The 24,830-nt window shown below is 71.9% G+C and carries 20 protein-coding genes and 1 rRNA gene; 4 read left to right on the top strand and 17 right to left on the bottom strand.

What is annotated here, in order from left to right:
- Positions 1-112: 112 nt before the first annotated feature.
- The 4 genes from ald to ACWIGU_RS34180 form a co-directional block, all read right to left on the bottom strand.
- A complete protein-coding gene (gene ald / locus ACWIGU_RS34195; protein ID WP_116502891.1) occupies positions 113-1,228 on the bottom strand; it encodes an alanine dehydrogenase in 1,116 nt (371 codons plus the stop codon).
- A gap of 144 nt (positions 1,229-1,372) precedes the next feature.
- On the bottom strand, positions 1,373-3,412 hold the full coding sequence (locus ACWIGU_RS34190) for a tetratricopeptide repeat protein (RefSeq protein ID WP_454405561.1): 2,040 nt from the start codon (positions 3,410-3,412) through the stop codon (positions 1,373-1,375).
- A gap of 262 nt (positions 3,413-3,674) precedes the next feature.
- Entirely contained in the window at positions 3,675-4,304 is a 630-nt protein-coding gene (locus ACWIGU_RS34185; RefSeq protein WP_454405560.1) for an NUDIX domain-containing protein, read from the bottom strand.
- A 96-nt stretch (positions 4,305-4,400) separates the two neighbouring features.
- A complete protein-coding gene (locus tag ACWIGU_RS34180; RefSeq protein ID WP_329574715.1) occupies positions 4,401-6,074 on the bottom strand; it encodes a CTP synthase in 1,674 nt (557 codons plus the stop codon).
- Positions 6,075-6,530: 456 nt separating this feature from the next.
- Between ACWIGU_RS34180 and ACWIGU_RS34175 the strand changes: the two genes are divergently transcribed.
- Positions 6,531-8,339, top strand: coding sequence for a glycoside hydrolase family 15 protein (locus ACWIGU_RS34175; RefSeq protein ID WP_454405746.1), 1,809 nt, complete (start codon positions 6,531-6,533; stop codon positions 8,337-8,339).
- A 129-nt stretch (positions 8,340-8,468) separates the two neighbouring features.
- Entirely contained in the window at positions 8,469-10,139 is a 1,671-nt protein-coding gene (locus ACWIGU_RS34170; RefSeq protein WP_454405559.1) for a PucR family transcriptional regulator, read from the top strand.
- A 30-nt stretch (positions 10,140-10,169) separates the two neighbouring features.
- Here the strand turns inward: ACWIGU_RS34170 and ACWIGU_RS34165 are convergent, their stop codons facing one another.
- The 6 genes from ACWIGU_RS34165 to ACWIGU_RS34140 form a co-directional block, all read right to left on the bottom strand.
- Entirely contained in the window at positions 10,170-11,333 is a 1,164-nt protein-coding gene (locus tag ACWIGU_RS34165) for a glycosyltransferase family 4 protein (protein WP_454405558.1), read from the bottom strand.
- Positions 11,334-11,497: 164 nt separating this feature from the next.
- The gene (locus tag ACWIGU_RS34160) at positions 11,498-12,277 is read right to left on the bottom strand and encodes a hypothetical protein (protein WP_454405557.1); all 780 of its coding nucleotides are present in this window, start codon (positions 12,275-12,277) and stop codon (positions 11,498-11,500) included.
- A 6-nt stretch (positions 12,278-12,283) separates the two neighbouring features.
- Positions 12,284-14,011, bottom strand: coding sequence for a DNA repair protein RecN (gene recN, locus ACWIGU_RS34155; RefSeq protein WP_454405745.1), 1,728 nt, complete (start codon positions 14,009-14,011; stop codon positions 12,284-12,286).
- Between the two features lie 187 nt (positions 14,012-14,198).
- Positions 14,199-15,104, bottom strand: a complete 906-nt coding sequence (locus ACWIGU_RS34150) for an NAD kinase (protein ID WP_454405556.1) — start codon at positions 15,102-15,104, stop codon at positions 14,199-14,201.
- A complete protein-coding gene (locus ACWIGU_RS34145; protein WP_326776458.1) occupies positions 15,101-15,916 on the bottom strand; it encodes a TlyA family RNA methyltransferase in 816 nt (271 codons plus the stop codon). The genes ACWIGU_RS34150 and ACWIGU_RS34145 overlap by 4 nt, the downstream gene beginning before the upstream one ends.
- Positions 15,917-15,923: 7 nt before the next feature.
- Positions 15,924-16,217, bottom strand: a complete 294-nt coding sequence (locus tag ACWIGU_RS34140; protein WP_454405555.1) for a hypothetical protein — start codon at positions 16,215-16,217, stop codon at positions 15,924-15,926.
- Positions 16,218-16,259: 42 nt separating this feature from the next.
- On the opposite strand from ACWIGU_RS34140, the gene ACWIGU_RS34135 reads away from it, so the two are divergent.
- The gene (locus tag ACWIGU_RS34135; RefSeq protein WP_356286140.1) at positions 16,260-16,607 is read left to right on the top strand and encodes an SCP2 sterol-binding domain-containing protein; all 348 of its coding nucleotides are present in this window, start codon (positions 16,260-16,262) and stop codon (positions 16,605-16,607) included.
- Here ACWIGU_RS34135 and ACWIGU_RS34130 read toward each other — a convergent pair.
- From ACWIGU_RS34130 to ACWIGU_RS34115, 4 genes are all read right to left on the bottom strand, one after another.
- Positions 16,591-17,484 (bottom strand): ABC transporter ATP-binding protein, encoded by an 894-nt coding sequence (locus tag ACWIGU_RS34130; RefSeq protein ID WP_454405554.1) that lies wholly within the window; start codon positions 17,482-17,484, stop codon positions 16,591-16,593. The genes ACWIGU_RS34135 and ACWIGU_RS34130 overlap by 17 nt on opposite strands.
- On the bottom strand, positions 17,481-18,509 hold the full coding sequence (locus ACWIGU_RS34125; RefSeq protein ID WP_454405553.1) for a FecCD family ABC transporter permease: 1,029 nt from the start codon (positions 18,507-18,509) through the stop codon (positions 17,481-17,483). Before ACWIGU_RS34125 ends, ACWIGU_RS34130 begins: the two co-directional genes overlap by 4 nt.
- Entirely contained in the window at positions 18,506-19,549 is a 1,044-nt protein-coding gene (locus tag ACWIGU_RS34120; protein ID WP_454405552.1) for a FecCD family ABC transporter permease, read from the bottom strand. Before ACWIGU_RS34120 ends, ACWIGU_RS34125 begins: the two co-directional genes overlap by 4 nt.
- A gap of 164 nt (positions 19,550-19,713) precedes the next feature.
- Positions 19,714-20,742 carry an HAD hydrolase-like protein gene (locus tag ACWIGU_RS34115; RefSeq protein WP_454405551.1) on the bottom strand — a complete coding sequence of 343 codons (1,029 nt, stop codon included), beginning with the start codon at positions 20,740-20,742 and terminating at the stop codon, positions 19,714-19,716.
- Positions 20,743-20,814: 72 nt separating this feature from the next.
- Between ACWIGU_RS34115 and ACWIGU_RS34110 the strand changes: the two genes are divergently transcribed.
- A complete protein-coding gene (locus ACWIGU_RS34110; RefSeq protein WP_454405550.1) occupies positions 20,815-22,104 on the top strand; it encodes a DUF1015 domain-containing protein in 1,290 nt (429 codons plus the stop codon).
- A 127-nt stretch (positions 22,105-22,231) separates the two neighbouring features.
- On the opposite strand, the gene ACWIGU_RS34105 is transcribed toward ACWIGU_RS34110, so the two are convergent.
- The 3 genes from ACWIGU_RS34105 to rrf form a co-directional block, all read right to left on the bottom strand.
- The gene (locus ACWIGU_RS34105) at positions 22,232-23,059 is read right to left on the bottom strand and encodes a hypothetical protein (protein ID WP_454405744.1); all 828 of its coding nucleotides are present in this window, start codon (positions 23,057-23,059) and stop codon (positions 22,232-22,234) included.
- On the bottom strand, positions 22,951-24,318 hold the full coding sequence (locus tag ACWIGU_RS34100; protein WP_454405759.1) for a hypothetical protein: 1,368 nt from the start codon (positions 24,316-24,318) through the stop codon (positions 22,951-22,953). Before ACWIGU_RS34100 ends, ACWIGU_RS34105 begins: the two co-directional genes overlap by 109 nt.
- Before the next feature lie 182 nt (positions 24,319-24,500).
- Positions 24,501-24,617 (bottom strand): 5S ribosomal RNA (gene rrf, locus ACWIGU_RS34095).
- Between the last annotated feature and the right edge of the window lie 213 nt (positions 24,618-24,830).

Below are 24,830 nucleotides of genomic sequence, written 5' to 3'. Positions count from 1 at the left end.
GTCCGCATTGATGCGTAAGTGATACGCATACGGCCGGACCCCTCACAAGGTCCGGCCGCAGGCGTGAGATTGACGACTTCCGTTGACGGAAGCGGTCGATGAGTCGTCGGCGTCAGCCGAGCAGGGACTCCAGCTCGGTGTACTCGAGGCCGTGGGACTCGGCGACCTCGCGGTAAACAACCTTGCCGTCATGGGTGTTGAGGCCCAGGGCGAGCGCCGGGTCGCGGCGCAGCGCCTCGACCCAGCCGCGGTTCGCGAGCTCGACGATGTACGGCAGCGTGGCGTTCGTCAGCGCGTACGTCGACGTGTTGGGCACGGCGCCGGGCATGTTCGCGACGCAGTAGAAGACCGAGTTGTGGACCGGGAAGGTCGGCTCGGCGTGCGTCGTCGGGTGCGAGTCCTCGAAGCAGCCGCCCTGGTCGATCGCAATGTCGACAAGGACACTTCCCGGCTTCATGCGGGAGACGAGCTCGTTGGTGACCAGCTTCGGGGCCTTGGCGCCCGGGATGAGGACGGCACCGATGACGAGGTCGGCCTCGAGGCACGCCTTCTCGAGCTCGAAGGCGTTGGAGACGACGGTCTGGATCTTCGTACCGAAGATCTTGTCGGCTTCCTTGAGCTTGTTGATGTCGCGGTCGAGCAGGGTCACGTGGAAGCCCATGCCGATGGCGATCTGCGCGGCGTTCCAGCCGGAGACGCCGCCGCCGATGACGACGGCCCTGGCGGCGAGCACGCCCGGGACACCGCCCGGCAGGACACCGCGACCGCCGTTGGCGGCCATCAGGTGGTAGGCGCCGACCTGCGGGGCCAGGCGGCCCGCGACCTCGGACATCGGGGCGAGCAGCGGGAGCGCGCGGTTCGGGGTCTCGACCGTCTCGTACGCGATGGCGGTGGTGCCGGACTCGAGGAGCGCGTCCGTGCACTCCTTGGAGGCGGCGAGGTGCAGGTAGGTGAAGAGCGTCTGGTCCTTGCGCAGGCGGTGGTACTCCTCCGCGATCGGCTCCTTGACCTTCAGGAGCAGGTCAGCGGTGGCCCAGACCTCGTCGGCGGTGCCGAGGATCTGCGCACCGGCCGAGACGTACTCGTCGTCCGTGATCGAGGAGCCGACACCGGCGTTCTGCTCGACGAAGACCTGGTGGCCGTTGCGCACGAGCTCGTGCACACCGGCGGGGGTGATGGCCACCCGGAACTCGTTGTTCTTGACCTCGCGGGGGATGCCGACCTTCATCGTCGATCACGGTCCTTGGCTCAGGGATTTCTCGGGCAATGCACTACATACCAGCGCGTTAGGGGGCGCACCGGGAGACACCACGGAAGTACGCGGCGGAGCCAGTCTAATGAAGGATTTCTAGCTGTCTAGCCTTTCAAAGCATCAATCTTCTTTGGATGCACTGCGGATTTCGTAGGTGTCAGCGCCCTGTTCTGGGGTCATTCCTTCGATCGGCAGCTCCTCTCCCAGCATGCGCTCGGCCGCACCACGGTGCAGTTTGGCGGCCGCGGGGTCGCCGAGCCGGTCGAGCGTGTCGGCCAGGCGGAGCTGCAGCGCGGCCTGCAGTCGCACGTCCTTGGCCTGGCGCGCCCACTCGACCGCTTCATGGCAGGTGCGCAGCGACTCCTCGGGCCGGCCCGCGTACTCCTGGACACGCGCCATCTCGCTCAACGCCCGCGCCTGAGCCGCGACATCACCCTCCTTGCGGTACCCGGCGGCGGCCGAGCGCCAGCTGCGCAGCGCGTCGCCGTAGCGGCCCGCGTACGTGTTCACCGTGCCGATGCGTCCGTGCAGCCGCGCGGCGTCGGCGCGCTCGCCGCGGGTGAGCCGCTGGGCGAGGGCGCGCCCGTACCAGTCGGCGGCCCGGTGCCAGTCCCCCAGCTCCTGGTACGTGCCGCCTACGGATTCCATCGCGCGGCCGGTCGCGTACGGGTCCCTGGCTTCGCGTGCGGCGTCCAGAGCGGCCCGGTAGCGGGTGAGCGCGTCCCGGGTGCGGCCGGTCCGCGCGTCGAGGTCGGCGAGGTTCAGGAGGGCCGCGGCCTTCTCGCGGGGCAGCTTCCTGCGCTCGGCGACGTCGAGGACGAGGCGGTGGATGCCGTAGAGGTCGGGGGCGGCGGCCTCGGCGCCGACGTGGGCGGCCAGGGCCCGCGTCAGGGCCGCCATCAGGCGCCTGGCCAGGGTGTCGAGCTCCCCGTCGGAGACGGCGAGGCGGGCGGCGGCCAGGAGCGCGGGCCGCCGGGCCCGCAGCCACTCGGCGCCCGCGGCGGGACTGGGGAAGCGCAGGGCGCGGGGCAGCCCCGCGAGTTTCTTGCGGGCGGGCGAGCCTTCCGGTTCGGTGATCGCGCGGCAGGACTGGAGCAGGCGCACCGTGCGCTCCAGCATCCGGGCGCGGGCGAGCTGCACCTCGCCGGGCCGGTCGTGGGCCTCGGTCAGATCCCGCAGCAGCGGCATCAGGCAGCCGGGCACCTCGTACTGCGGCAGCTCGGAGCCGATCCGCCCGACCAGGCCCAGCACGGTGAAGTCGTCGAGGGTGGTCTGGGCGGCGGAGACGGAGCAGCCGGCCAGCGCGGACGCGGTGTGCGGGTCGACATGGCCCTCGGGGGCGAGGGACAGGTAGCGCAGTATCCGGGCGGCGGGCACCGGCAGGGACGCGTAGGCGTGCTGGAAGACGCGGGCGAGCGCGGGCCCCTCGTCGGCCAGGGCGTGCAGCTGCTTGGCCAGGTCCGCCACGGCCTCCTTGGGACGTACGGCGAGCCAGCCGCCCGCCAGCATCAGCGCCGCGGGCTGGGACCCGCACTCCTCGACGAGGGACTCCGCGGAGCGCGGGTCGACGGTGATGCGGACCGATCCGGTGTGCCGGCCGAGCAGCTCGAGGGCGGATTTCGTGTCGAGGCCGCCGAGCGTGCACGGCCGCACGTCGGAGATTCCGGTCAGCGGCCCCTCGGACACGGCGACGACCAGGCAGTCAGGGGATTCCGGGAGCAGCGGGTCGACCTGTTCGGCGTCCGCCGCGTCGTCGAGGAACAGCACGGCCCGGCGTACGGAGAGTCCTTCGCGCAGCCGCTCGGCGAGGTCGTCCTCGCCCTCGCCGGGGGGCGCCGGGAGGTCGAGGCTGTCGAGGAGTTCGCGCGCGGTGCGTTCGGTGGGGACCCGGGTGCCGTCCGGGGCGGTGAGGCGGGTCCGCAGGATGCCGTCCGGGTAGCCGGCGGCGACCTGGCTCAGGAGTTCCTCGGCGAGCGCGGTGCGACCGGATCCGGGGCGGCCCGCGATGAGCAGCACGCGCGCGCGTGGCGCTTTGCGTCCGGCGATCGTGTCGAGTCCCGCGCGCTCGATGTCGGCGCGCAGTTCCTTCAACTCACGGCTGCGGCCCAGGAACTGACTGCCCTTCAGTCCGTCCTTCGGTTCGACCGCCTGATCCGTCACGGGCCACGCTCCGTCCACCTGTGCCGAACCCGCCGGAGGTTCGGGCGGGACGCTTTCAGAGCCTAGTTCAGGGCGAACGGGGTTCTCGGGCGGGCGGCACGGGGAAGTCCCCTGATCGGATCAACGGATCGTAGGACCAGTCTTTCGGGCCGTCCGGCGTTTGCCATTTCAGCCCGTCCGGCGCTTGAGGACGAGCCCGAAGGGCGGAAGCGGGGGCCTGGGGGCGGCAGCCCCCAGAACCCCAGCCACCGACGACCTGCGGCTACGCCTCGAACGGACGCGCAGGCCACGGCGCCTCGGCGGGCCGCAGCGACTCCACTCCGCTCCCGCCCAGCGCAGCGGTCAGCGCGAGCGCCCCCACCACCAGGCAGTTGTTGTGCAGCTCGCCGGCCAGCACGCCGCGTACGAGTTCCTCCAGGGGGACGCGGGCCAGCTCCATGTCGGCCTCCTCGTCCTCCACCTCGAAGCGCTCGCCCTCCGCCTCGGACAGGTCGCGGGCCAGGAAGACGCGAACGGCCTCGGAGCAGCCGCCGGGGGTCGTGTAGACGTCGGTGAGGACGCGCCAGTCCTCGGCCTTGACGTGCGCCTCCTCGTAGAGCTCGCGCTGGGCGGCGTGCAGCGGGTTCTCGCCGGGGATGTCGAGCAGTCCGGCCGGGATCTCCCAGAGCTTGTGCCGCACGGGGTGGCGGTACTGCTTGAGGATCAGGACGCGGCCGTGGTCGTCGAGGGCGAGGACGGCGACGGAGCCGGGGTGGACCTGGTAGTCGCGGCGGACGACCGAGCCGTCGGGCATGACCACGTCGTCGGTGCGCACAGAGGTCTTGTTCCCGACGAAGGGAGTCGCGGTCGCCCGGACCTCCCACTCCTCGGCGGTGTCCTTGATCGTCGTCATGTCGACAGGTCCTCCTATGCGCATAAATAAGAAACCGGGGCACGCACCCCAAAAGGCACGCACCCCGGCAACCGTACAACCCTTGTCCTACATGGCTTACTTGGCCTTCTTGCCGTTCGCCGCGCCGCCGGTCTTGCGCTCGACGGCCGCCTTCACGAGGCCCGCGAAGAGCGGGTGCGGGCGGGTCGGGCGGGAGCGGAGCTCGGGGTGCGCCTGGGTCGCGACCAGATAAGGGTGCACCTCGCGCGGGTACTCCACGTACTCGACGAGCTTGCCGTCCGGCGACGTGCCGGAGAACTGCAGACCGGCCTTCTTCTCCAGCTCGGCGCGGTAGGAGTTGTTCACCTCGTAGCGGTGACGGTGGCGCTCCTCGACGTACTCCTTGCCGTCGTACACCTCACGCGCGATGGAGCCCTCGGCGAGCTTCGCCGGGTACATGCCCAGGCGCATGGTGCCGCCCATGTCGCCCTCACCGGCGACGATGTCGAGCTGCTCGGCCATCGTGGAGATGACCGGGTGGGCGGTGGCGGCGTCGAACTCGGTGGAGTTCGCGTCGGGGATGTCGGCCAGGTTCCGCGCGGCCTCGATCACGATGCACTGCAGGCCGAGGCAGAGGCCGAGCAACGGGATCTTGTTCTCGCGGGCGTACTGGATCGCGCCGACCTTGCCGGACACGCCGCGGTCGCCGAAGCCTCCGGGGATGCAGATCGCGTCCACGTCGCCGAGCTGCTTCTTGGCGCCGGCCGCGGTCTTGCAGTCGTCGGAGGTGACCCACTTGATCTTGACGCGGGCCTTGTTGGCGAAGCCGCCGGCACGCAGCGCCTCGGTCACCGACAGGTAGGCGTCGGGCAGGTCGATGTACTTGCCCACGAGCGCCATGACGATCTCGTGGTCGGGGTTGTGGACGCGGTCGAGCAGGTCGTCCCAGGTCGTCCAGTCCACGTCACGGAACGGCAGGTCCAGCTTGCGCACGACATAGGCGTCCAGGCCCTCGGTGTGCAGGACCTTCGGGATGTCGTAGATCGACGGGGCGTCGATGGCCGCGACGACGGCCGCCTCGTCGACGTCGCACATCAGCGAGATCTTGCGCTTGATCGCGGTGGGCACCTCGCGGTCGGCGCGCAGGACGATCGCGTCCGGCTGGATACCGATGTTGCGCAGGGCGGCGACCGAGTGCTGGGTCGGCTTGGTCTTCAGCTCGCCGGAGGGACCGATGTAGGGCAGCAGCGAGATGTGCACGACGAAGACGTTGTCGCGGCCGACCTCGTGGCGGACCTGGCGGACGGTCTCCAGGAACGGCAGGGACTCGATGTCACCGACCGTGCCGCCGACCTCGGTGATCACGACGTCGACGTCGTCCGTGGCCATGCGGCGGATGCGGTGCTTGATCTCGTTCGTGATGTGCGGGATGACCTGGACGGTGTCGCCGAGGTACTCGCCGCGCCGTTCCTTGGCGATCACCTGGGAGTAGACCTGGCCGGTGGTGACGTTGGCCGTGCCGTCCAGATCCACGTCGAGGAAACGCTCGTAGTGGCCGATGTCCAGGTCGGTCTCGGCGCCGTCGTTGGTGACGAACACCTCACCGTGCTGGAAGGGGTTCATCGTGCCGGGGTCGACGTTCAGGTACGGGTCGAGCTTTTGCATCGTGACCCGCAGACCACGCGCCTTGAGGAGCGCACCCAGGCTGGAGGCTGTCAGGCCCTTGCCGAGGGAGGAGGCGACACCCCCGGTGACGAAGATGTGCTTGGTCGTCGTGGATTTGGGCGTCATGGCCAAGAGGGGGCTCCCGTGGTCGCGGTCTGGAATGCGTACCGGCTTGCCTGGTCCGGAGATTTCCGGGGGTGCCGTCGCTGCGGTTCGGGGGCTTCGACTGCTTGCAGAAGCGCACCGGTCCACGGGCTACCAGGGTAACAGCGAGTGGGCGAGGCCGCTTCCGGCCACGCTCCGCACATGCCTCACCACAGCATCACCGGAGCCTCACCCACCGCTCACCCTTTCGGCCCACCTCGGTTGCCGGGACGGGCGCGCGGATCACTGCGCTGCGTCGTATCCTGCTCGGACACTCGCTGCCGAGCCAGGCCGGCAAACGGCACTACCCCCGCCCGTTACTCCCGGAACAAGAGCTCGTCAGTTCGTTTTCACGACGACGCACCAACACGAACCCTTGACCGCAGAGACCGCAGAGCGATCGCCCTTCCGGGGGCGTACGTGGCCGTTCGACTGGAGATGCACGTGGCCGGGCGCATCGAGGACTACGCACTCATCGGAGACATGCAGACCGCTGCCCTGGTCTGCCGGGACGGAACAGTCGACTGGCTGTGCCTCCCACGCTTCGACTCGCATGCCATTTTCGCCGGCCTGCTGGGCACGGAGGAACACGGCTTCTGGCGGCTGGGACCGGCGCACGCCGCGGGGGCCGAACCGCCGACCGCGGCGCGCCGGACGTACCGCGGCGATTCACTGATCCTCGAATCCGAGTGGGACACCCCCCGCGGCACGGTCCGAGTGACCGATTTCATGCCGCCGCGTGACGGCGCACCGCAGCTGATCCGGATCGTGGAGGGCATCAGCGGCCGCGTCCCGATGCGCTCGGCGCTGCGCATGCGTTTCTCGTACGGGCGGATCGTGCCGTGGGTGCACAAGGTCGACGGCCGCACGGTCGCGGTCGCGGGCCCCGACTCCGTGTGGCTCGACACATCCACGGAGACGTACGGCAAGAACCTGACGACGTACTCGGACTTCACGGTGGCGCCGGGTGACCGGATCGCGTTCACCCTCTCGTGGCAACCCTCGCACCAGAAGCCTCCGGCCCTCCCCGACCCCGAGGGGTCACTTGAGGCGACGGAGGAGTTCTGGGGCGAGTGGGTCGAGCACTGTACGTACCACGGGCCCTACCGCGAGGCTGTGGTCCGTTCGCTGATCACGCTGAAGGCACTGACATACGCGCCGACCGGCGGCATCGTCGCCGCGCCGACGACGTCGCTGCCCGAGGAGATCGGCGGTGTCCGCAACTGGGACTACCGCTACACCTGGCTGCGCGACGCTGCGATCACCCTCTCGTCCATGCTGCGCACCGGCTACCGCGAAGAGGCCCGCGCCTGGCGGGACTGGCTGCTGCGCGCGGTCGCGGGCGACCCCGAGAACCTGCAGATCATGTACGGGATCGCGGGCGAGCGTGAGCTGGGCGAGGCGGAGCTCGACTGGCTGCCCGGCTACGAGAACTCGGCGCCGGTACGGGTCGGCAACGGCGCGGCGCACCAGCTCCAGCTGGACGTCTACGGCGAGGTCACCGAGGCGCTGCACCTGGCGCACATGACGGGCCTGACCCGCAACGACTACGCGTCCCTGCTCCAGCTCAAGCTGATCCGCTACCTGGAGAAGCACTGGGACGAGCCGGACGAGGGCATCTGGGAGGTACGCGGGCCGCGCCGGCACTTCGTTCACTCGAAGGTGATGGCGTGGGTCGCCGTGGACCGCACGATCAAGCTGATCGAGTCGGGTGACGCGGACGGGCCGCTGGAGAAGTGGCGCAGGCTGCGTGACGACATCCACCGGGACGTGTGCGAGCGGGGCTACGACAAGGAACGCAACACGTTCACCCAGTCGTACGGCTCGAAGGAGCTGGACGCCTCGCTGCTCCTGATCCCGCAGATGGGCTTCCTGCCGCCCGACGACAAGCGCGTCATCGGCACGATCGAGGCGATCCAGCGGGAGCTCTCGACGCCGGACGGTTTCATCCTGCGGTACCCGACCACGGGCGACGACGCGGGCGTCGACGGCCTGGAGGGCGACGAGGGCGCGTTCCTCGCCTGCTCGTTCTGGATGGCCGACGACCTGGCGATGATCGGCCGCGTGGACGAGGCCCGCACGCTCTTCGAGAAGCTCCTGTCGCTGCGCAACGACCTGGGGCTGCTCGCCGAGGAGTGGGACTCGCGTCTGCAGCGCCAGGTCGGCAACTTCCCGCAGGCGTTCAGCCACGTGCCGCTGATCGACACGGCACTGCGGCTGACGGCCTCGGGGGCGTACGGGGGCTAGGGGGCTCGGCTCCCTGATCACCTTTCCGGCGGCGCGTCCCCCCTGCGGACGCGCCGCCGGCGGCGTCAGCGCGTCCTGCCTGGTGGCCGGAGGTTTTCCAGGAACGTGCGCGCAGGTAGCGTCCGCACCATGGACACTCAGGCCCCCCACAGCAGCGCGCCCGGCACCCAGGGCGGCATCACCGTGCAGCGGGCCCTGGAACTGCCGGGTCTGCGCAGCGGGCTCCCGGAAGTGGTGGCGGGCGCGGACCGGCTGCAGCGCACGGTGCGCTGGGTGCACGCCGGCGAGGTGCCCAACATCGCCTCGCTCCTCAAGGGCGGCGAACTGCTCCTGACCACCGGGTTCGGCATCGGCACGCGCCCCGCCGAGCAGCGTGCCTTCGTCCGCAAGCTCGCCGACCGCGGCATCTCTGCCCTCGTCATCGAGCTGGGCCAGCGGTTCGCACGGCTGCCGGCCGCGCTCGTGGAGACCGCGCGCACGGCCGGCCTCCCCCTGGTGCAGCTGCACCGCGAGGTGCCCTTCGTGACGGTCACCGAGGAGGTCCACACCGAGATCGTCAACGGACACTACGCGCTCCTCCAGCGCGCCGAGGAGGTCCACCGGCGCTGCACCGAGGCCCTGCTCGGCGGCGGCGGAGTGCCCCAAGTCCTGCGCATCCTCGCGGAGTTCAGCGGAAATCCGGTGTTCCTGGAGACGGCCGACGGGCAGCTCCTGTACGCGGCCGGGGGTGATCCCGAGGTCGCCGACCCGCTCCAGGTGTGGGAGGGGATGCGCGGCAAGCCCGCCGACCGGGACGAGCCTCCCGCCTCAGCCGTGCTCGTCGACGTGCCGGGCGCCGGGCCCGGCACCGCGTCCGTGCGGGCACGCCTCGTCCTGCTGCCGGTCGCGGCACCGCTGGCGCCCGTGCACCGGATCGCGGCGGAACGGGCGGCGAGCAGCCTCGCCGTCGTGCTGATGCAGGCCCGCCAGGAGGAGGAGCTGGCGGCGCGCGGCCGCGGTGACTTCCTCACGGATCTCGCGGAGGGCCGGATCACGCCGGACGACGCCCCGGCGCAGGCGCGCGTCCTCGGGTTCAAGCCGGGTGGACAGGGGCCGCTGCTTCCGGTCGTGATGCGGCTGCCCGAGGCGTCGGTGGGCTCGGTGGGCCTCTCCCCCGGCGGCGGCTGGGCGGTCCTCGCCCGGGCGGTCGCCGAGGAGCTGGCCGCGGTGGGCGTTCCGGTCCTGCTCGGCGTACGGCCCGTCGAGGGGCGCGTTCCCCTGCTGCTCGGGCTGCGGTCGGACTCGGAGCGCACGGCGGTCGCGGACCGGGTGGCCGCGGCGCTGCGGGCGGGGGTCGAGCGGGCGGGCATGCAGCGCGCCGGGACGCAGCCGCCGGTCGTCGTGGTCGGCGGCGCGGGCGGCTGGGCCGCGGCAGCGGCCGGCCTGCGGCACGCGGCCGAGACGGCCACGGCGGCGCAGGGTCTGTCGGACCGGCCCTGGTACGACGCGCGGCGCCTCGACATCGACCTGCTGCTGTGGCGGCTGCGGGACCATCCGGACCTGGCGGCGTTCGTGGAGCGCGCGATCGGCCCCCTTCAGGCCCACGACCGCCGCGCCAAGCCCCCGCTGCTCCCCACGCTCCAGACGTATCTGGCGCACGCGGGCCGCAAGGCGGAGACGGCCCGCGAACTCCATCTGAACCGCCAGACGCTGTACAACCGCCTCGCCCGCATCAGCGAGTTGCTCGGCACGGACCTCGACGACCCGCAGACGGTGCTCGCGTTGAGCCTCGCGCTGCGGGCGCGCAGGCATGTGGGGTGAGCGTGCCGCCAGGGCCCGCCGCAGGTCGGCCTACGCCCGTGCGCCCGTCAACTCGTCGTACACGCTGAGTACTTGGGCCACCGTCTCGTCCTCCGTCGGCCACGACGCCGCCTGTACGGCGCCGCGCTCCCTGAGCTGGTCGCGGCGCGCGGGGTCGGACAGGAGGCGGGTGACGGTGTCGGCGAGGACGCGTGCGTCACCGTAAGGGACGAGTTCCGCGGCGTCGCCGACGAGTTCGGGGATGCCGCCGACATCGGTCGCGACGAGCGGCACGCGCGCGTGGAGCGCCTCCTGCGCGAGGATCGACCGCGACTCCCAACTGCTGGTCAGCAGAGCCACATCGGCGGACGCGAGCAGCTCGGAGACGTCGTCACGGCGCCCCACGAGTCGTACCGGCAGCTGCTCGCTCTCGATGCGGCGCTGGAGCGCGCCCCGCTCCGGCCCCTCGCCCGCGATGACGAGCAGCGGCACCGGGTCGAGACGGCGCCAGGTGCGCGCGGCGTCCAGCAGCGTCCCGTACCCGCGGTGTTTCACGAGGCTGCCGACGGCCATCAGCAACGGCCGGTCCACAGCGCCGAGTTCGGCCCGTGACTTGTGCCGCAGACCCTCCGGGTCCTCGGGCCCCTCGGGTCCGGTCACCGGCGCGGCTTCCGATGCGTCGGGGCGGCGCGGCGCCGGGAAGGCGACCGCGGCCAGCCGTGCGTCGCGGGCGCCGCGGACGCGGGCCCGCTCGACGAGGTCCGACGAGGTGCCGAGGACCACGGACGCTGCCCTGGCCACGCGCCGTTCGAGCAGACGCAGCAGATGGGCGCGGGCGCCCTCGGCGTGGGAGCGGGTGTGCCAGGTGACGACGAGGGGCGTGGTCCTGCCGCTGAGTGCGAGGGAGGCCCGCAGCGCGGCGTGCAGCCCGTGCGCGTGGACGAGGTCTGCGTCGGCGCAGGCGACCCGGAGCGCCGCGACGGAGCCGGGGTCGCTGCTGCGGGGCACGGTGACGTGCTGCGCGCCGACATCCGCGAAGCCGTAGACGTGTGCGACCTCGACGGGTGCGCACACGGTGACGCGTACTCCTCTGGCGACGAGTCCGGCGGCCAGCGACCTGACGTGCGTACTGCTTCCGGCGCTGCCGCCGCCGAGCACTTGCACGGTGCGCAGCGGTGACTGGCCGTGCGCTGGCTGGCTGCTCACGTGACTCACGTGGCCGGGACTCCTGGGTCGGTCGGTGCGGGACGCGCGGGATGTCGCGCCGTAACGGTCTGGGCCAAGGATGCCAGCCCGTACGGGCGTTCCGGCACCGGCCCGGAGTCCCCACCGTGTCGGAGTGGGCAACACGTCGTACGGGATCACTCACACGCGTGAATTCAGGCGTGTCGAACTCGCTCCGCCCCGCGGGCCATTGCGGTCACTTTGTCCCCGTATGCCGCGGCGAGGACCAGTCCGGCCGCGTGTGCGAGGAGTCCGGCGCGCCCGTTCCCCGCGACGACGGCGACGCCGAGCGCCGCGCCCAGGGCGTGTGCGCCGGTGTCACCGATCATGGTGCGCCCGTCGAGGTCCTCCGGCAGGACTGCGGCCACCGCGCCCATGGGGGCCGCGGCGATGGCCCCCTTCAGCAGTCCGGGCGCCCCGAGCGCGAGCACGGCCGCGGCCGCCCGCCCGGGCCGTACGTCCACCAGGTTCACGAAGTGCGCCGCGCCGGCGATCACGACACCGGCGAGCGCCTTGTCCACGATCCGTTCCTCGAGCAGCGAACCCGCGACGATCCCCGAGGCGGAGATACCGATCAACTTCACGGCCCCGCTGGTCAGTTCACCGTCACGCAGCGCCGACAGATGGGCCCGGAACCCGCTGCGCGGATCACCGGCACCCGCCACGTCGTCGTACGCGCCGCACGCCCCGGCGGCGAGCACGGCCAGGACCGCGGCCCGGCGATCCCGGCCCGAGGTGGCCGCGGCCGCACCGGCGACGGCCCCGGCCACGACGGCCGGCCCGGCACACAGGTCGACGGCCCGGCCCGCGAAGTTCGTCCGCTCCCACAGGCCCGGCCCACCCGGCCTGGCCCGCCGCAGCGCCGCAAACCCGGCCCGGGCCACGACCGCACCGGCCGCGAGGGCCGCGAACCGGCCCATCACACGCTTTTCCATGGGCGGTCACGCGTCCGCTCGGGCGGTGGCGAGCAGTTCCTCCGCGTGCGCGCGCGCCGTCTCGGAGTCCTCCTGGCCCGCCAGCATCCGGGACAGTTCGCGGATCCGGTCCTCGCCCTCGAGGACGGTGACGCCGGACCGGGTCACGGTCCCGTCGTTCGTCTTCTCGACGAGGAGCTGCCGGTCGGCGAACGCCGCCACCTGCGGAAGGTGCGTGACGACCACGACCTGTGCCGACTTGGCGAGCTTGGCGAGACGCCTGCCGATCTCCACGGCGGCCTTGCCGCCGACGCCCGCGTCGACCTCGTCGAACAGATACGTGGGCACGGGATCGGTCCCGGCGAACACGACCTCCACGGCGAGCATCACGCGGGACAGCTCACCGCCCGAGGCCCCCTTGGCGATCGGCCGCGGCGGGGCGCCGGGGTGCGGGGCGAGCAGCAGCTCGACCTCGTCCACGCCGGAGGGGCCGTACGCGACCGTGCGCCCGTCGAGCTCGACGCCGTCCGGGTCGTCGGTGCGGCGGATGTCGAAGGACACGCGCGCGTGGGGCATGGCGAGCGAGGCCAGCTCCTGCGTGACGGCCGCGGCGAAGCGTGACGCCGCTTCCGTGCGGGAGTCCGTCAACGCCTGTGCCAGGGCGCCCAGTTCACCGCGGAGCCCGTCCCGCTCGGCGGTCAGCTCACCGACCCGGTCGTCGTCGCCGTCGAGTTCGAGCAGCCGCGCGGAGCCCTGCTCGGCCCAGGCGAGCACCTCGTCCGTACCCCCGCCGGCCCCGCCGTACTTGCGCGTCAGCTGCGTCAGCGCCGCCCGCCGCTCCTCGACCGCGGCGAGCCGCAGCGGGTCGGCGTCGAGGTCGTCGGCATATCCGGCGAGTTCTCCCGCCACGTCGGACAGGAGGATGCCGATCTCGCCGATCCGGTCGGCGAGCGCGGACAGGGCCGGGTCGTGCGAACGTACGGCGTCGAGCGCCCGGTTCGCGCCGCCCACGAGGGTGGTGGCGTCGACGCCCTCGGGGTCCTCGGGGTTGCCCGCGAGCGCGGCGTGCGCGGCGGAGGCAGCCGAGGCGAGCGCCTCCGCGTGACCGAGCCGCTCGGCCTCCGCCGCCAGCTCGACGTCCTCGCCGGCGCGCGGCTCGACGGCCGCGATCTCGTCGAGTCCGAAACGCAGCAGATCGGCTTCCTGAGCGCGTTCACGCGCGCGGGTGACGATGGTGTCGAGCTCGGCGCTGACGGCCCGGAGCCGACGGTACGCGGCCTGGTACTTGGTGAGCGGCACGGCGACCGCGTCTCCCGCGTACCGGTCGAGGGCCCCCCGCTGCCGGGACAGCTTGAGCAGCCCCTGCTGGTCGGTCTGGCCGTGCACGGCGACGAGCTCGTCGGCGAGCTCGGTCAGCATGCCCACCGGCACCGAACGCCCGCCGAGATGCGCCCGTGAGCGCCCCTCCGCCGAGACGGTACGACTGATGAGCAGCGCACCGTCGTCGAGCTCGGCGCCCGCCTCCTGGGCACGCACGATGGCCGCGGTGCCCTCGGGCACGGTGATCCGGCCCTCGACGACCGCCGCCTTGGCGCCGATCCTTACGAGGGCTGGGTCCGCGCGCCCGCCGAGCAGCAGGCCGAGGCTGGTGACCACCATCGTCTTGCCCGCACCGGTCTCGCCCGTCACGGCGGTGAATCCCGGCGACAGCTCGACCACCGCGTCGTCGATGACTCCGAGCGACCGTATCCGCATCTCCTCCAACACGGACACGACCTTACGAGGTCGGGGGCCATGTGTGCGACGGGCCCTGCCCCGCTTCCCGGCCCACGGGCCGAATTCGCAGGTCGTGAGCGGCTCCGCCCGGCCCTTTTGTCGCCCCTTGTCACCCGCGAGGGCGTACCGGAACGGCCCGGGCTGCCCGCGCCGCCGCCGGGCGCCCTCAGTGGGGCTTGCCGCGCCAGCCGGAGACGGGCAGCGCGAACTTGGCGACAAGCCGATCCGTGAACGAGGCGTGGTGCAGCCGTGCGAGCCGCACCGGCACCGCCCCGCGCCGTACCTCGACGCGCGCCCCCGCGGGCAGTTCCACGGTCCGCCGCCCGTCGCACCACAGCACGCCGTGCGGAGTGTGGTGCTGCACCTCGACGGCGAGCACCGACTCCGGCGACGTCACCAGCGGCTTGGCGAACAGGGCGTGCGCGCTGATCGGCACCATGAGGAGCGCCTCGACCTCGGGCCACACGACGGGCCCGCCGGCGGAGAACGCGTAGGCCGTGGAGCCGGTGGGCGTCGCGCACACGATGCCGTCGCAGCCGAAGCCGGTGACGGGACGCCCGTCGATCTCCAGGACGACCTCGAGCATCCGCTCGGCCGACATCTTCTGCACGGCGGCCTCGTTGAGCGCCCAGTCGCGGTGCACGACATCGCCGTTGCTGTGCACGACGACGTCGATCGTCATGCGCTCCTCGACCTCGTACGCCTTGGTGACGACGCGGTCGACGACCTTGTCGAGGTCGTCGCGCTCGGCCTCGGCGAGGAAGCCGACGCGGCCGAGGTTCACCCCGAGCATCGGAACGCCGGAGGCGCGGGCGAACTCGGCGCCGCGCAGCAGCGTCCCGTCGCCGCCGAGGACGACGAGCAGCTCACAGGCGTCGAGGCACTCCGGAGTCGCCTCCTTCACGAGCTCCACGGACGCCGGGAGGGGCAGGTCCGCCGCCTCCGACTCCAGGACTCGGACGCCGATGCCGCAGCGCAGCAGCCCCTCGACGACGAGTTCGGCACTCCGGATGGCGGCGGGCCGCCCGGTGTGCGCGAGCAGGAAAACAGTACGAGCTCGAGTCTGTGTCAACGCGGCCCCTCCGCCACTGCACGGTCAACGTCCGCCGGGTCGAGTTCGGGCGCACCGGCGCGGAGCCACAGAAAATACTCGACGTTTCCGGACGGCCCGGGCAGCGGGCTCGCCGTCACACCCCGTACGCCGAGGCCGAGTTCGAACGCCTGCCGGGCCACCGTGCGCACCGTCTCGGCCCGCAGTTCCGGGCTCCGCACGACACCGCCGCTGCCGAGCCGCTCCTTGCCGATCTCGAACTGCGGCTTCACCATGAGCACCAGGTCCGCGTCGGGCGCCGCGCACCGCGCGAGGGCGGGCAGCACCAGGCCGAGCGGGATGAAGGACAGGTCTCCGACGACCAGGTCCACGGGTTTTCCATCGATCGCCTCCAGCGTCAACTCGCGTACGTTCGTACGGTCCTTGACGGTGACGCGTTCATCGCTCTGCAGCGACCAGGCGAGCTGTCCGTACCCGACGTCGACGGCGACGACATGGGCGACGCCGGCCCTCAGCAGGACGTCCGTGAACCCGCCCGTGGACGCCCCCGCGTCGAGCGCGCGGCGTCCCTCGACGGCGAGCCCCTGCGGCACGAAGGCCGCGAGCGCCCCCGCGAGTTTGTGGCCGCCGCGCGAGACGTAGTCGGGGTCGCTGTCGTCCTGCGTGACCACGATCGCGGCGGCTGTCTCCACCTGCGTGGCGGGCTTGGTCGCGGTGGTCCTGCCGACCGTGACGCGCCCCGCGGCGATCAGCTGGCTCGCGTGCTCGCGCGAGCGGGCGAGCTTCCGGCGGACGAGCTCGGCGTCGAGGCGGCGTCGTGCCACTCCTGCCACGTTCGGTTCAGCTCCTGTGTCGGTTCAAGGGTGAGGGCTCGGGGCGTGCGTCCAGCGCGGTCAGCGCGTCACGCAGGCCCCTGTGTACATCCTCGTACACCTCGATGTGTCCGTCGGCGGTGAGGTGGTCGACGTCGGCGAGCCGGTCGAGCCCGGCGTCCACGTCCGCGTTCCCGGTGGGGGTGCGCGGGACCCCGAGGAGGGCCGGGGGCGCAGGCTCGTACGACGGTTCCTCCTGGGCCTCCTGGGCCCCGGCCGCCTGGTCCGGCACCTGGTCGGGGTCCGGATGAGAGTCGTTCATGCCACGACGCTACCCCGTAGCACTGGGGTACGGTCGACCGCGATGGCGACGACGCAGGAGTGCCGTGCCGCACTCGACACACTCTCGGACAATCTGGCGGGCGCGGAGGGCGGGGTACGCAGCGCTGCTGCGCTCGACCGCTCTCTGAGCTGCCATGTCACGGACCTCAAGATCACGTTCACGGGCCGGCTCGAGAACGGCCGGATCGAGGTGCTCGACACGGTCGGCGGGCCGCCGCCCGACCGGGCGCAGATCCGGCTCGCGATGACCGGCGACGACCTGGTCGCGATGGTCGACGGCAGGCTGAACTTCGCGAAGGCCTGGGCCTCCGGCCGGATCAGGCTGGAGGCCGGCTTCCGCGACCTGCTGCGGCTCAGGACGCTGCTTTAGCCACCGCCTTCGCGGGTGCCTCCGCGTCCCGCACCCGACGCTTCCCGGCCTTCCGCGCGGCCGGCACCACCAGCGGGGTACCGGTCTCCGGATCGTCGATGACCTGGCACTTCATCCCGAAGAGCCGCTCGACGAGGTCCGCGGTGACGATGTCGCCCGGCGCTCCCTCGGCGATGACCTCGCCGCCGCGCAGGGCGATCAGGTGGGTGGCGTAGCGGGCCGCGTGGTTGAGGTCGTGCAGGACCGCGACCAGCGTGCGTCCCTGCTCCTCGTGCAGCTCCGCGCAGAGGTCGAGCACGTCGATCTGGTGCTGGATGTCGAGATACGTGGTCGGCTCGTCGAGGAGGAGCAGCGGGGTCTGCTGGGCGAGCGCCATCGCGATCCATACGCGCTGGCGCTGGCCGCCGGACAGTTCGTCGACAAAGCGATCGGCCAGTTCGGCGACTCCGGTGGAGACCATCGACTCCCGCACGATCCGCTCGTCCTCGCTGGACCACTGGCGCAGCAGGCCCTGGTGGGGGTAGCGGCCGCGGGAGACGAGGTCGCCTACGGTGATGCCGTCGGGCGCGATCGACGACTGGGGCAGGAGCCCGAGCGTGCGCGCCACCTTCTTCGCCGGCATCGACTGGATGGCCTGCCCGTCGAGGAGCACCCGGCCCGCCGAGGGCTTCAGCATCCGCGACAGCGCGCGCAGCAGCGTGGACTTGCCACAGGCGTTCGGGCCGACGATCACGGTGAAGGAGTTGTCGGGGATCTCGACCGAGAGCTCCGACGCGATCACACGCTGGTCGTAGCCCAGGGTGACGTTCTCGGCGGACAGTCGGTTCACGGTGGTACTCCTCCGCTTGTTGCTCTGGCTGGGGTTGCTGTCGCTCATATCCGGCCGGCCTTCCGCTCGGAGACCAGGAGCCACAGCAGATAGACACCGCCGACGACTCCGGTGACCACTCCGACGGGCAGCTGGCCGGCGCCGAAGGCGCGCTGCGAGATCCAGTCCGCGGTGACGAGCAGGGCCGCGCCCATGCACATGGACGCCACGACGTTCGGGCCGGGCGAGCGGGTCAGCCGCCGGGCCAGCTGGGGGGCGGTCAGCGCGACGAATCCGACGGGTCCCGCGGCGGCGGTGGCCGCGGCGGTGAGCAGCACGGCGGCCACGAGCAGGACGAGCCGCGTCCGCTCGACCCGCACCCCGAGCGCGTTCGCCGCGTCGTCGCCCATCTCCAGCATGCGCAGTGGACGCGCGTACGTGAGGACCACGGGTACGAGGACGGCGCACAGGGCGAGCAGGGGCCAGACCTGTTTCCAGTCGCGGCCGTCGAGGGATCCCGTCATCCAGACCGTCGCGCGGGCGGCGTCGACGATGTCGGCCCTGGTCAGCAGATAGCCGTTGACCGCCGTCATGATGGCGGACATTCCGATGCCGACCAGGACGAGCCGGTATCCGTGCACGCCGCGCTTCCAGGCGAGCAGATAGATGCCGAACCCGGTCACCAGACCGCCGACGAGTGCCCCGAGCGCGACCTGGGCGGCTCCCCCCGAGAACAGCACGATCATGACGAGCGCACCGGCCGTGGAACCCTGGCCGAGGCCCAGAATGTCCGGACTGCCCAGCGGATTACGGGAGATGGCCTGGAAGAGCGCGCCGCCGAGCGCGAGCGCCGCGCCCACGAGGAGGCCCACGAGGACCCTGGGCAGCCGCAGGTCGTTGACGATGAACTCCTGCCCCGCGTCACCGTTGCCGAGCAGCGTACGGATCACGTCGGCGGCGGAGATGGGGAAGTCGCCGGTGCCGATCAGCGCGACGCTCGCGGCGAGCGCGGCGCACAGCAGCGCGAGGACGACGACGAACGCGCGGATGTCGAGGCGCAGGGAGATACCGCCGCGGGTACGGATCGCCTTCACAGCTGGGTGACCTTCCGCCGGCGCACGAGGTAGATGAAGACCGGGCCGCCGATGATCGCGGTGACGATGCCGACCTGGATCTCGGCGGGCCGTGCCACGAGCCGGCCGGCGATGTCGGCGCCGAGCAGCAGTACGGGCGACAGGACGGCCGAGAACGGCAGGATCCAGCGCAGGTCGGGGCCGGTGAAGGAGCGCACGACGTGCGGCACCATGAGACCGACGAACACGATGGGTCCGCAGGCGGCGGTCGCGGCGCCGCACAGCAGCGTGGCGGCCGCCATGGACAGCGCGCGGGTCCTGTTCAGGTTCGCGCCGAGGGCACGGGCCGTGTCATCGCCCATCGCCATGGCGTTGAGCGGGCGCGCGAGCGCGAGGGCGAGCACCGTACCGACGGCGATGAACGGCAGCACCTGCCGGATCGTCGACATGTCGGCGGAGACGAGCGAACCCACCGTCCAGAAGCGCATCTTGCCGAGCGCCGCGTTGTCCATGATCATCACGGCCTGGAGATAGCCGTAGAGCGCGGCGCTGACGGCGGTCCCGGCGAGCGCGAGCCGCACCGGCGTCGCGCTGCGGGTCCCCCCGAGGACGTAGACGAGAACGCCCACGGCCGCGGCCCCGAGGAAGGCGAACCACACATAGCCCGTCAGCGAGCTGACGCCGAAGAAGCTGATGGCGGTGACGACGGCCGCCGAGGCGCCCATGTTGATGCCGAGGAGTCCGGGGTCCGCCAGCGGGTTACGGGTCAGCGCCTGGAGGACCGCGCCGGAGAGTCCGAGCGCGACACCGGCGAGGAGCCCGAGCAGCGTACGCGCGAGCCGCTCGCCGACCACGACGTCGCTGAACGTCCCGGTGTCGTCGAACAGGCCGTGCCACACCTGGTCCACGGACAGGGGTTTCGCCCCGATCGCGATGCTCGCGACCAGGAGCACGAGCAGTACGACGACGGCTCCGAGGAGCCCGACCGTACGTATCGCCCAGCGGTTCGGGGGCGCGGCGGCGGTGTCCGCGCGCTGTTCGGGGGGACTGTCGACCAACACGAGGTTAGGTTAGCCTACCCTCCCTGCCCACTTCGAGGTCGCTACCGGCATCGCTGCCGACGGGAGCTGCGCGGGGAAGCGAGGAGGCAGGTAAGCGGGGAAGCAGGCAAGCGGGAGCGTGGGAAATGCCGGACCCACCGGCACGCCTCCCCGCCCCCGCCACCTCAAACCCCCAGCCGCGCCAGCGCCTTCGCCCCGTCGAGCCCGCAGGTCCCGTCCCCGGCCGCCGTCCACGCCGCCGCGCACAGGGCACGCAGCCCGTCGACCGCCTCGCCGTCCCCCTCCAGCTCGAGATGCTCGTCCCGCGCGGTCGCGACCCAGCCCCCGCACGCGAAGCCGTCCCCCTGCGCCACGACATCCGGCTGCCCGGCGAGCAGGCCCCGCAGGTCGGCGTCGACATACGTGGGCCGGTGCTGGGGCGGCGCGGCGAGCAGCTGCGCGCCGTCGGTGACGCCGGTCAGGACGAGCAGCGAGTCCACCTCCCCGTTGAACGCGCCCTCGATGTCCGTGTCGAGGCGGTCGCCGATCACCAACGGCCGCTCGGCGCCGGTCCGCAGGATCGTCTCGCGGTGCATCGGAGGCAACGGCTTCCCGGCCACCTGCGGCTGCGCACCCGTCGCGATTCGGACGACCTCGACCGCCGCGCCGTTGCCCGGAGCGATGCCGCGCGCGCTCGGAATGGTCAGGTCCGTATTGGACGCGAACCACGGCACACCATGTGCGATCGCGTAACAGGCCTCCGCGAACCGCCCCCAGGCCATGTCGGGCCCGCCATACCCCTGCACCACCGCCACCGGCTCGTCGTCGGCCGAGTCCACCGGCTCGAGCCCGCGCTCTCTCAGCGCGACCCGCAGCCCCTCCCCGCCGATCACCAACACCCGTGACCCGTCCGGCACTTGCTCACTGATCAGGCGCGCCACGGCCTGCGCCGACGTGATGACGTCCGCCGCGTCGGTCGGAATCCCCAGCTCCGTCAGATGCTCGGCCACCGCGTCCGGCGTACGCAGCGCGTTGTTCGTGACGTACGCGAGCCCCATGCCCGCCCCGCGTGCCACGGCGAGCGACTCGGACGCGTGCGCGATGGCGTCACCGCCCGCGTACACCACCCCGTCGAGGTCGAGCAGCGCCGTGTCGTACGCCTCGTTGAGCGCCCGCTCACTGCCTTCGGGCCGCGTCCTGACGGTCTGGCTCATTACACATCGCTCCTCGTTCGATCCCACTCCCCCGATCATCGCTCATGCCACTGACACACATACGATGCAGCAATGAACACTGCAGGTCCCCCAGGTCCGACGGACGGCGACGGCCTCGACCTGATCCCGTTCAGGGGTGTGCGGTACGTCCCCGAGCGCGTGGGCAGCCTCGCCGCCGTGACGTCACCGCCGTACGACGTGGTCGTACGCCCCGACGGCCTGCACCACCTGGAATCCGCGGACCCGCACAACATCGTCCGCCTGATCCTCCCGCAGGCCGTCTCCCCGGACACCCGCAACGCCCTCGCGGCCGACACCCTGCGCCACTGGCTGTCCGAGGGCGTCCTGGCCCCCGACGAGACCCCCGCGCTGTACGTCTACGAGCAGCGCGACGGCGACCACCTCCAGCGCGGCGTCATCGGTGCCCTGCGCCTGTCCGAGCCGTCCGAAGGGGTCGTCCTGCCCCACGAGGACGTCATGCCGCACGTGGTCGCCGACCGCGCGGGCCTGATGCGCGCCACGGCCGCCAACCTCGAACCCCTGCTCCTCACCTACCGCAGCGAGGGCAACGCGACCGGCACGACCGCGGTCGTCGAACGCACGGTCAAGCGCCCCCCGCTTCTCGCGACGACCACGGAGGACGGCTTCGGCCACCGCATGTGGTCGGTCACCGAGCCGGCCGAGCTGGCGGAGATCCGCGCGGACCTCGCCCGCCACCAGGCCCTGATCGCGGACGGCCACCACCGCTGGGCGACGTATCTGCGCCTGCGCTCCGAACAGCCGTCCCCCTCCCCGTGGGACTTCGGCCTGGTCCTCCTCGTGGACACGGCCCGCTACCCGTTGCGCGTCCGCGCCATCCATCGCCTCCTGCACCGCCTCGCGGTCCCGGACGCCCTGGCCGCCCTGAAGGACTCCTTCCGCCTGCGTGAGGTCCCCGGCCCGCTGTCGCACGCCCTGGACGCCCTCGCCGACGCGGCCGCCCACGGCAACGCGTTCCTCCTCGCCGGCGCCGGCTCCTTCCACCTCGCGGACGCCCCGTCCCCGGACCTCCTGGCCCGCACGATCCCGGCCGACCGCCCGGAGGCCTGGCGCACCCTCGACGCGACGGTCCTGCACTCCACGCTCCTTGACCACGTCTGGGGCATCCCCGAGGACGCGCCGGAGCACATCGCGTACATCCATGACGCGGCGGCCACGGTCGCGAAGGCCGAACGCGACGGCGGCACGGCGGTCCTCATGCACCCGGTCCGCGAGGAAGTGGTCCGCGACCTGGCACGGCAGGGCGTGACGATGCCCCGCAAGTCGACGTCGTTCGGCCCGAAGCCGGCGACCGGTCTGGTGCTGCGCACGCTCGCGGACTGACCGCGAGCCACGCGCGCGTAGGCCGTAGGCGCATACGACGAACGGGCGGGACCCCATCGCTGGGATCCCGCCCGTTCGTCATGCTGCGTCATGCGCGGCCGTCGGCCGGCCGCTCACAGCGCCGAGCTCAGCCCTTGTCGTCCTCGGGCTCGAACTCCTCGTCATCCTCGTCGTAGAACTCTTCGACGTCCTCGTCGTCCTCGACCCAGGGCTCGTCGTCGTCACCCGCAGGAGCCTTGGGCCCCGCGGGTGCGGCGGGCGCCTCGTCGGACTCGTCCTCGAATGCGTCGACGAACTCGACCCCGTCGATCTCGGCGAGCCGGTCGGACGCGTCGGTGCCGGCGTCCCGGTCGGACTCGACGGCCTTCGCGAACCACTCGCGCGCCTCGTCCTTACGACCGGCCGCGAGCAGCGCGTCGGCGTACGCGTACCGCAGACGCGCGGTCCACGGCTGTACGGAGTTCGAGGCGAGCTCGGGGCTCTGCAGCGTCACGATGGCCGCGTCGAGCTGGTCCATGTCACGCCGGGCACCGGCCGCCACGAGCCGCATCTCGACCTGTCCGGCCTTGTCCAGCTTGGCCACCTCGGGCGCACCGGCCATGTCGAGAGCCTTCTCGGGCCGCCCGAGACCGCGCTCGCAGTCCGCCATGACGGGCCACAGCTCGACGTTGCCGGTCATGCGCCGGGCGGCGCGGAACTCGGCGAGCGCCTCGCTGTACTTCTGGTTCGCGTACGCGGCGAAGCCGGCGGCCTCGCGCACGGCGGCGACCCTGGAGGCGAGCCGCAGGGCGATCTTCGAGTACTCGTACGCCTGCTCGGGGTCCTCGTCGATCAGCTTGGCCACCATCACCAGGTTCTTGGCGACGTCCTCGGCCAGGCCCTTCGGCAGGCTCTGGAGCTCCTGCCGTACGTCCTTGTCGATCTCGTCGCCGGTGACGTCCTCGGGGATCGGCAGCCGGCGGATGGGCTCGCGGTCGCGGTCACGCTCGTCGCGGTAGCGCCCGCCACCACGGCGGTCGTCGCCCCCACGGTCGTCTCGCCCACGGAACCCGCCGGGGCGCCCACCACGGTCGTCGCGGCGCGGCCCACGGTCGCGGTCGTCACGCGGACGGTACCCACCACCGCGGCTGTCATCACGACGGAAGCCACCACCACGGCTGTCATCACGCCGGTCATCACGCCGGTCGTCGCGACGGAAGCCGCCACCACGGCTGTCGTCGCGGCGGTCGTCACGACGGTCATCGCGCCGGTCGTCACGGGGACGGTATCCACCGCGATCGGTGTCGCGACGCTCGTCACGCCGGAAGGCCGGGCGATCGCCACCGGGACGGTCGCCATCACGACGCGGTCCACGGTCACGGTCGTCACGCGGGCGGTAACCGCCACCACGGCTGTCACCACCGCGATCATCACGCCGGTCGTCGCGACGGAAGCCGCCACCACGGCTGTCTCCACCGCGGTCGTCACGCCGGAAGGCCGGGCGATCGCCACCGGGACGGTCACCGTCACGACGCGGTCCACGGTCACGGTCGTCACGCGGGCGGTAACCGCCACCGCGGCTGTCGCCACCACGGTCATCGCGACGGAACCCACCACCACGGCTGTCGCCACCACGGTCGTCACGCCGGAAGCCGCCACCACGGCTGTCGCCACCACGGTCGTCACGCCGGAAGCCGCCACCACGGCTGTCGCCACCACGGTCATCGCGACGGTAGCCGCCACCACGGCTGTCGCCACCACGGTCGTCACGACGGTAGCCGCCACCACGGCTGTCGCCACCACGGTCGTCACGACGGTAGCCGCCACCACGGCTGTCATCGCGGCGGTCGTCACGACGGTCATCGCGGGGACGGTATCCACCGCGGTCGTTGTCACGACGGTCGTCCCGCCGGTTGTCGTCACGGCGGTCATCGCGACGGAAGGGGGGACGGTCGCCATCACGACGGGGGCCACGGTCGCGATCGTCACGCGGGCGGTAACCGCCACCGCCACGGCTGTCGTCACGGCGGAAGCCGCCGCCACGGTTGTCGCCACCGCGGTCATCGCGAGGGAAGGGGGGACGGTCACCGTCACGGCGGGGACCACGGTCGCGGTCGCCGCCACGGTCCCGGTCGCCACCGCGATCGCGGTCGTCCCGGCGAGGCGCGTAGCCGCCGCGGTCGTTGTCGCGTCGCGGTCCGCCTCGGTATCCGCCCCGGTCCCGGTCCCGGTCACCACTGTCCCGGCGTCGCTGGTCGCGTTCCGGTCGCTCGTCGGGAGAGTTGGTGGACATGGGTGACTCCTGTCTTCGGTACCGCAGTCATTCTCGCGCAGCCGGGTAGCCGGCGCGCTTCGACAAAACAAAAAGGACCCCTGGTCCCAGCGTGTGTGCTGGGACCAGGGGTCCTCTAAAAATTGTTCGGCGGCGTCCTACTCTCCCACAGGGTCCCCCCTGCAGTACCATCGGCGCTTTGAGGCTTAGCTTCCGGGTTCGGAATGTAACCGGGCGTTTCCCTCACGCTATGACCACCGAAACCCTATCAGTGTCCCGTTTCAAGGAAACGGGTTCCCGAACAAGGCAGCGAACAAGCACACTCTTCAATTAAGTGGTGCAGCTGTTCAGCCGACACAACTGTTCGTTATCTGAGAACAAACACAGTGGACGCGAGCAACTGAGGACAAGCCCTCGGCCTATTAGTACCAGTCACCTCCACCCGTTACCGGGCTTCCAGATCTGGCCTATCAAC

The organism is Streptomyces sp. NPDC055400, from assembly GCF_053644375.1.
The sequence above is the reverse complement of the archived record's forward strand: the minus strand, read 5'-3'. Positions and strand labels throughout refer to the sequence as shown.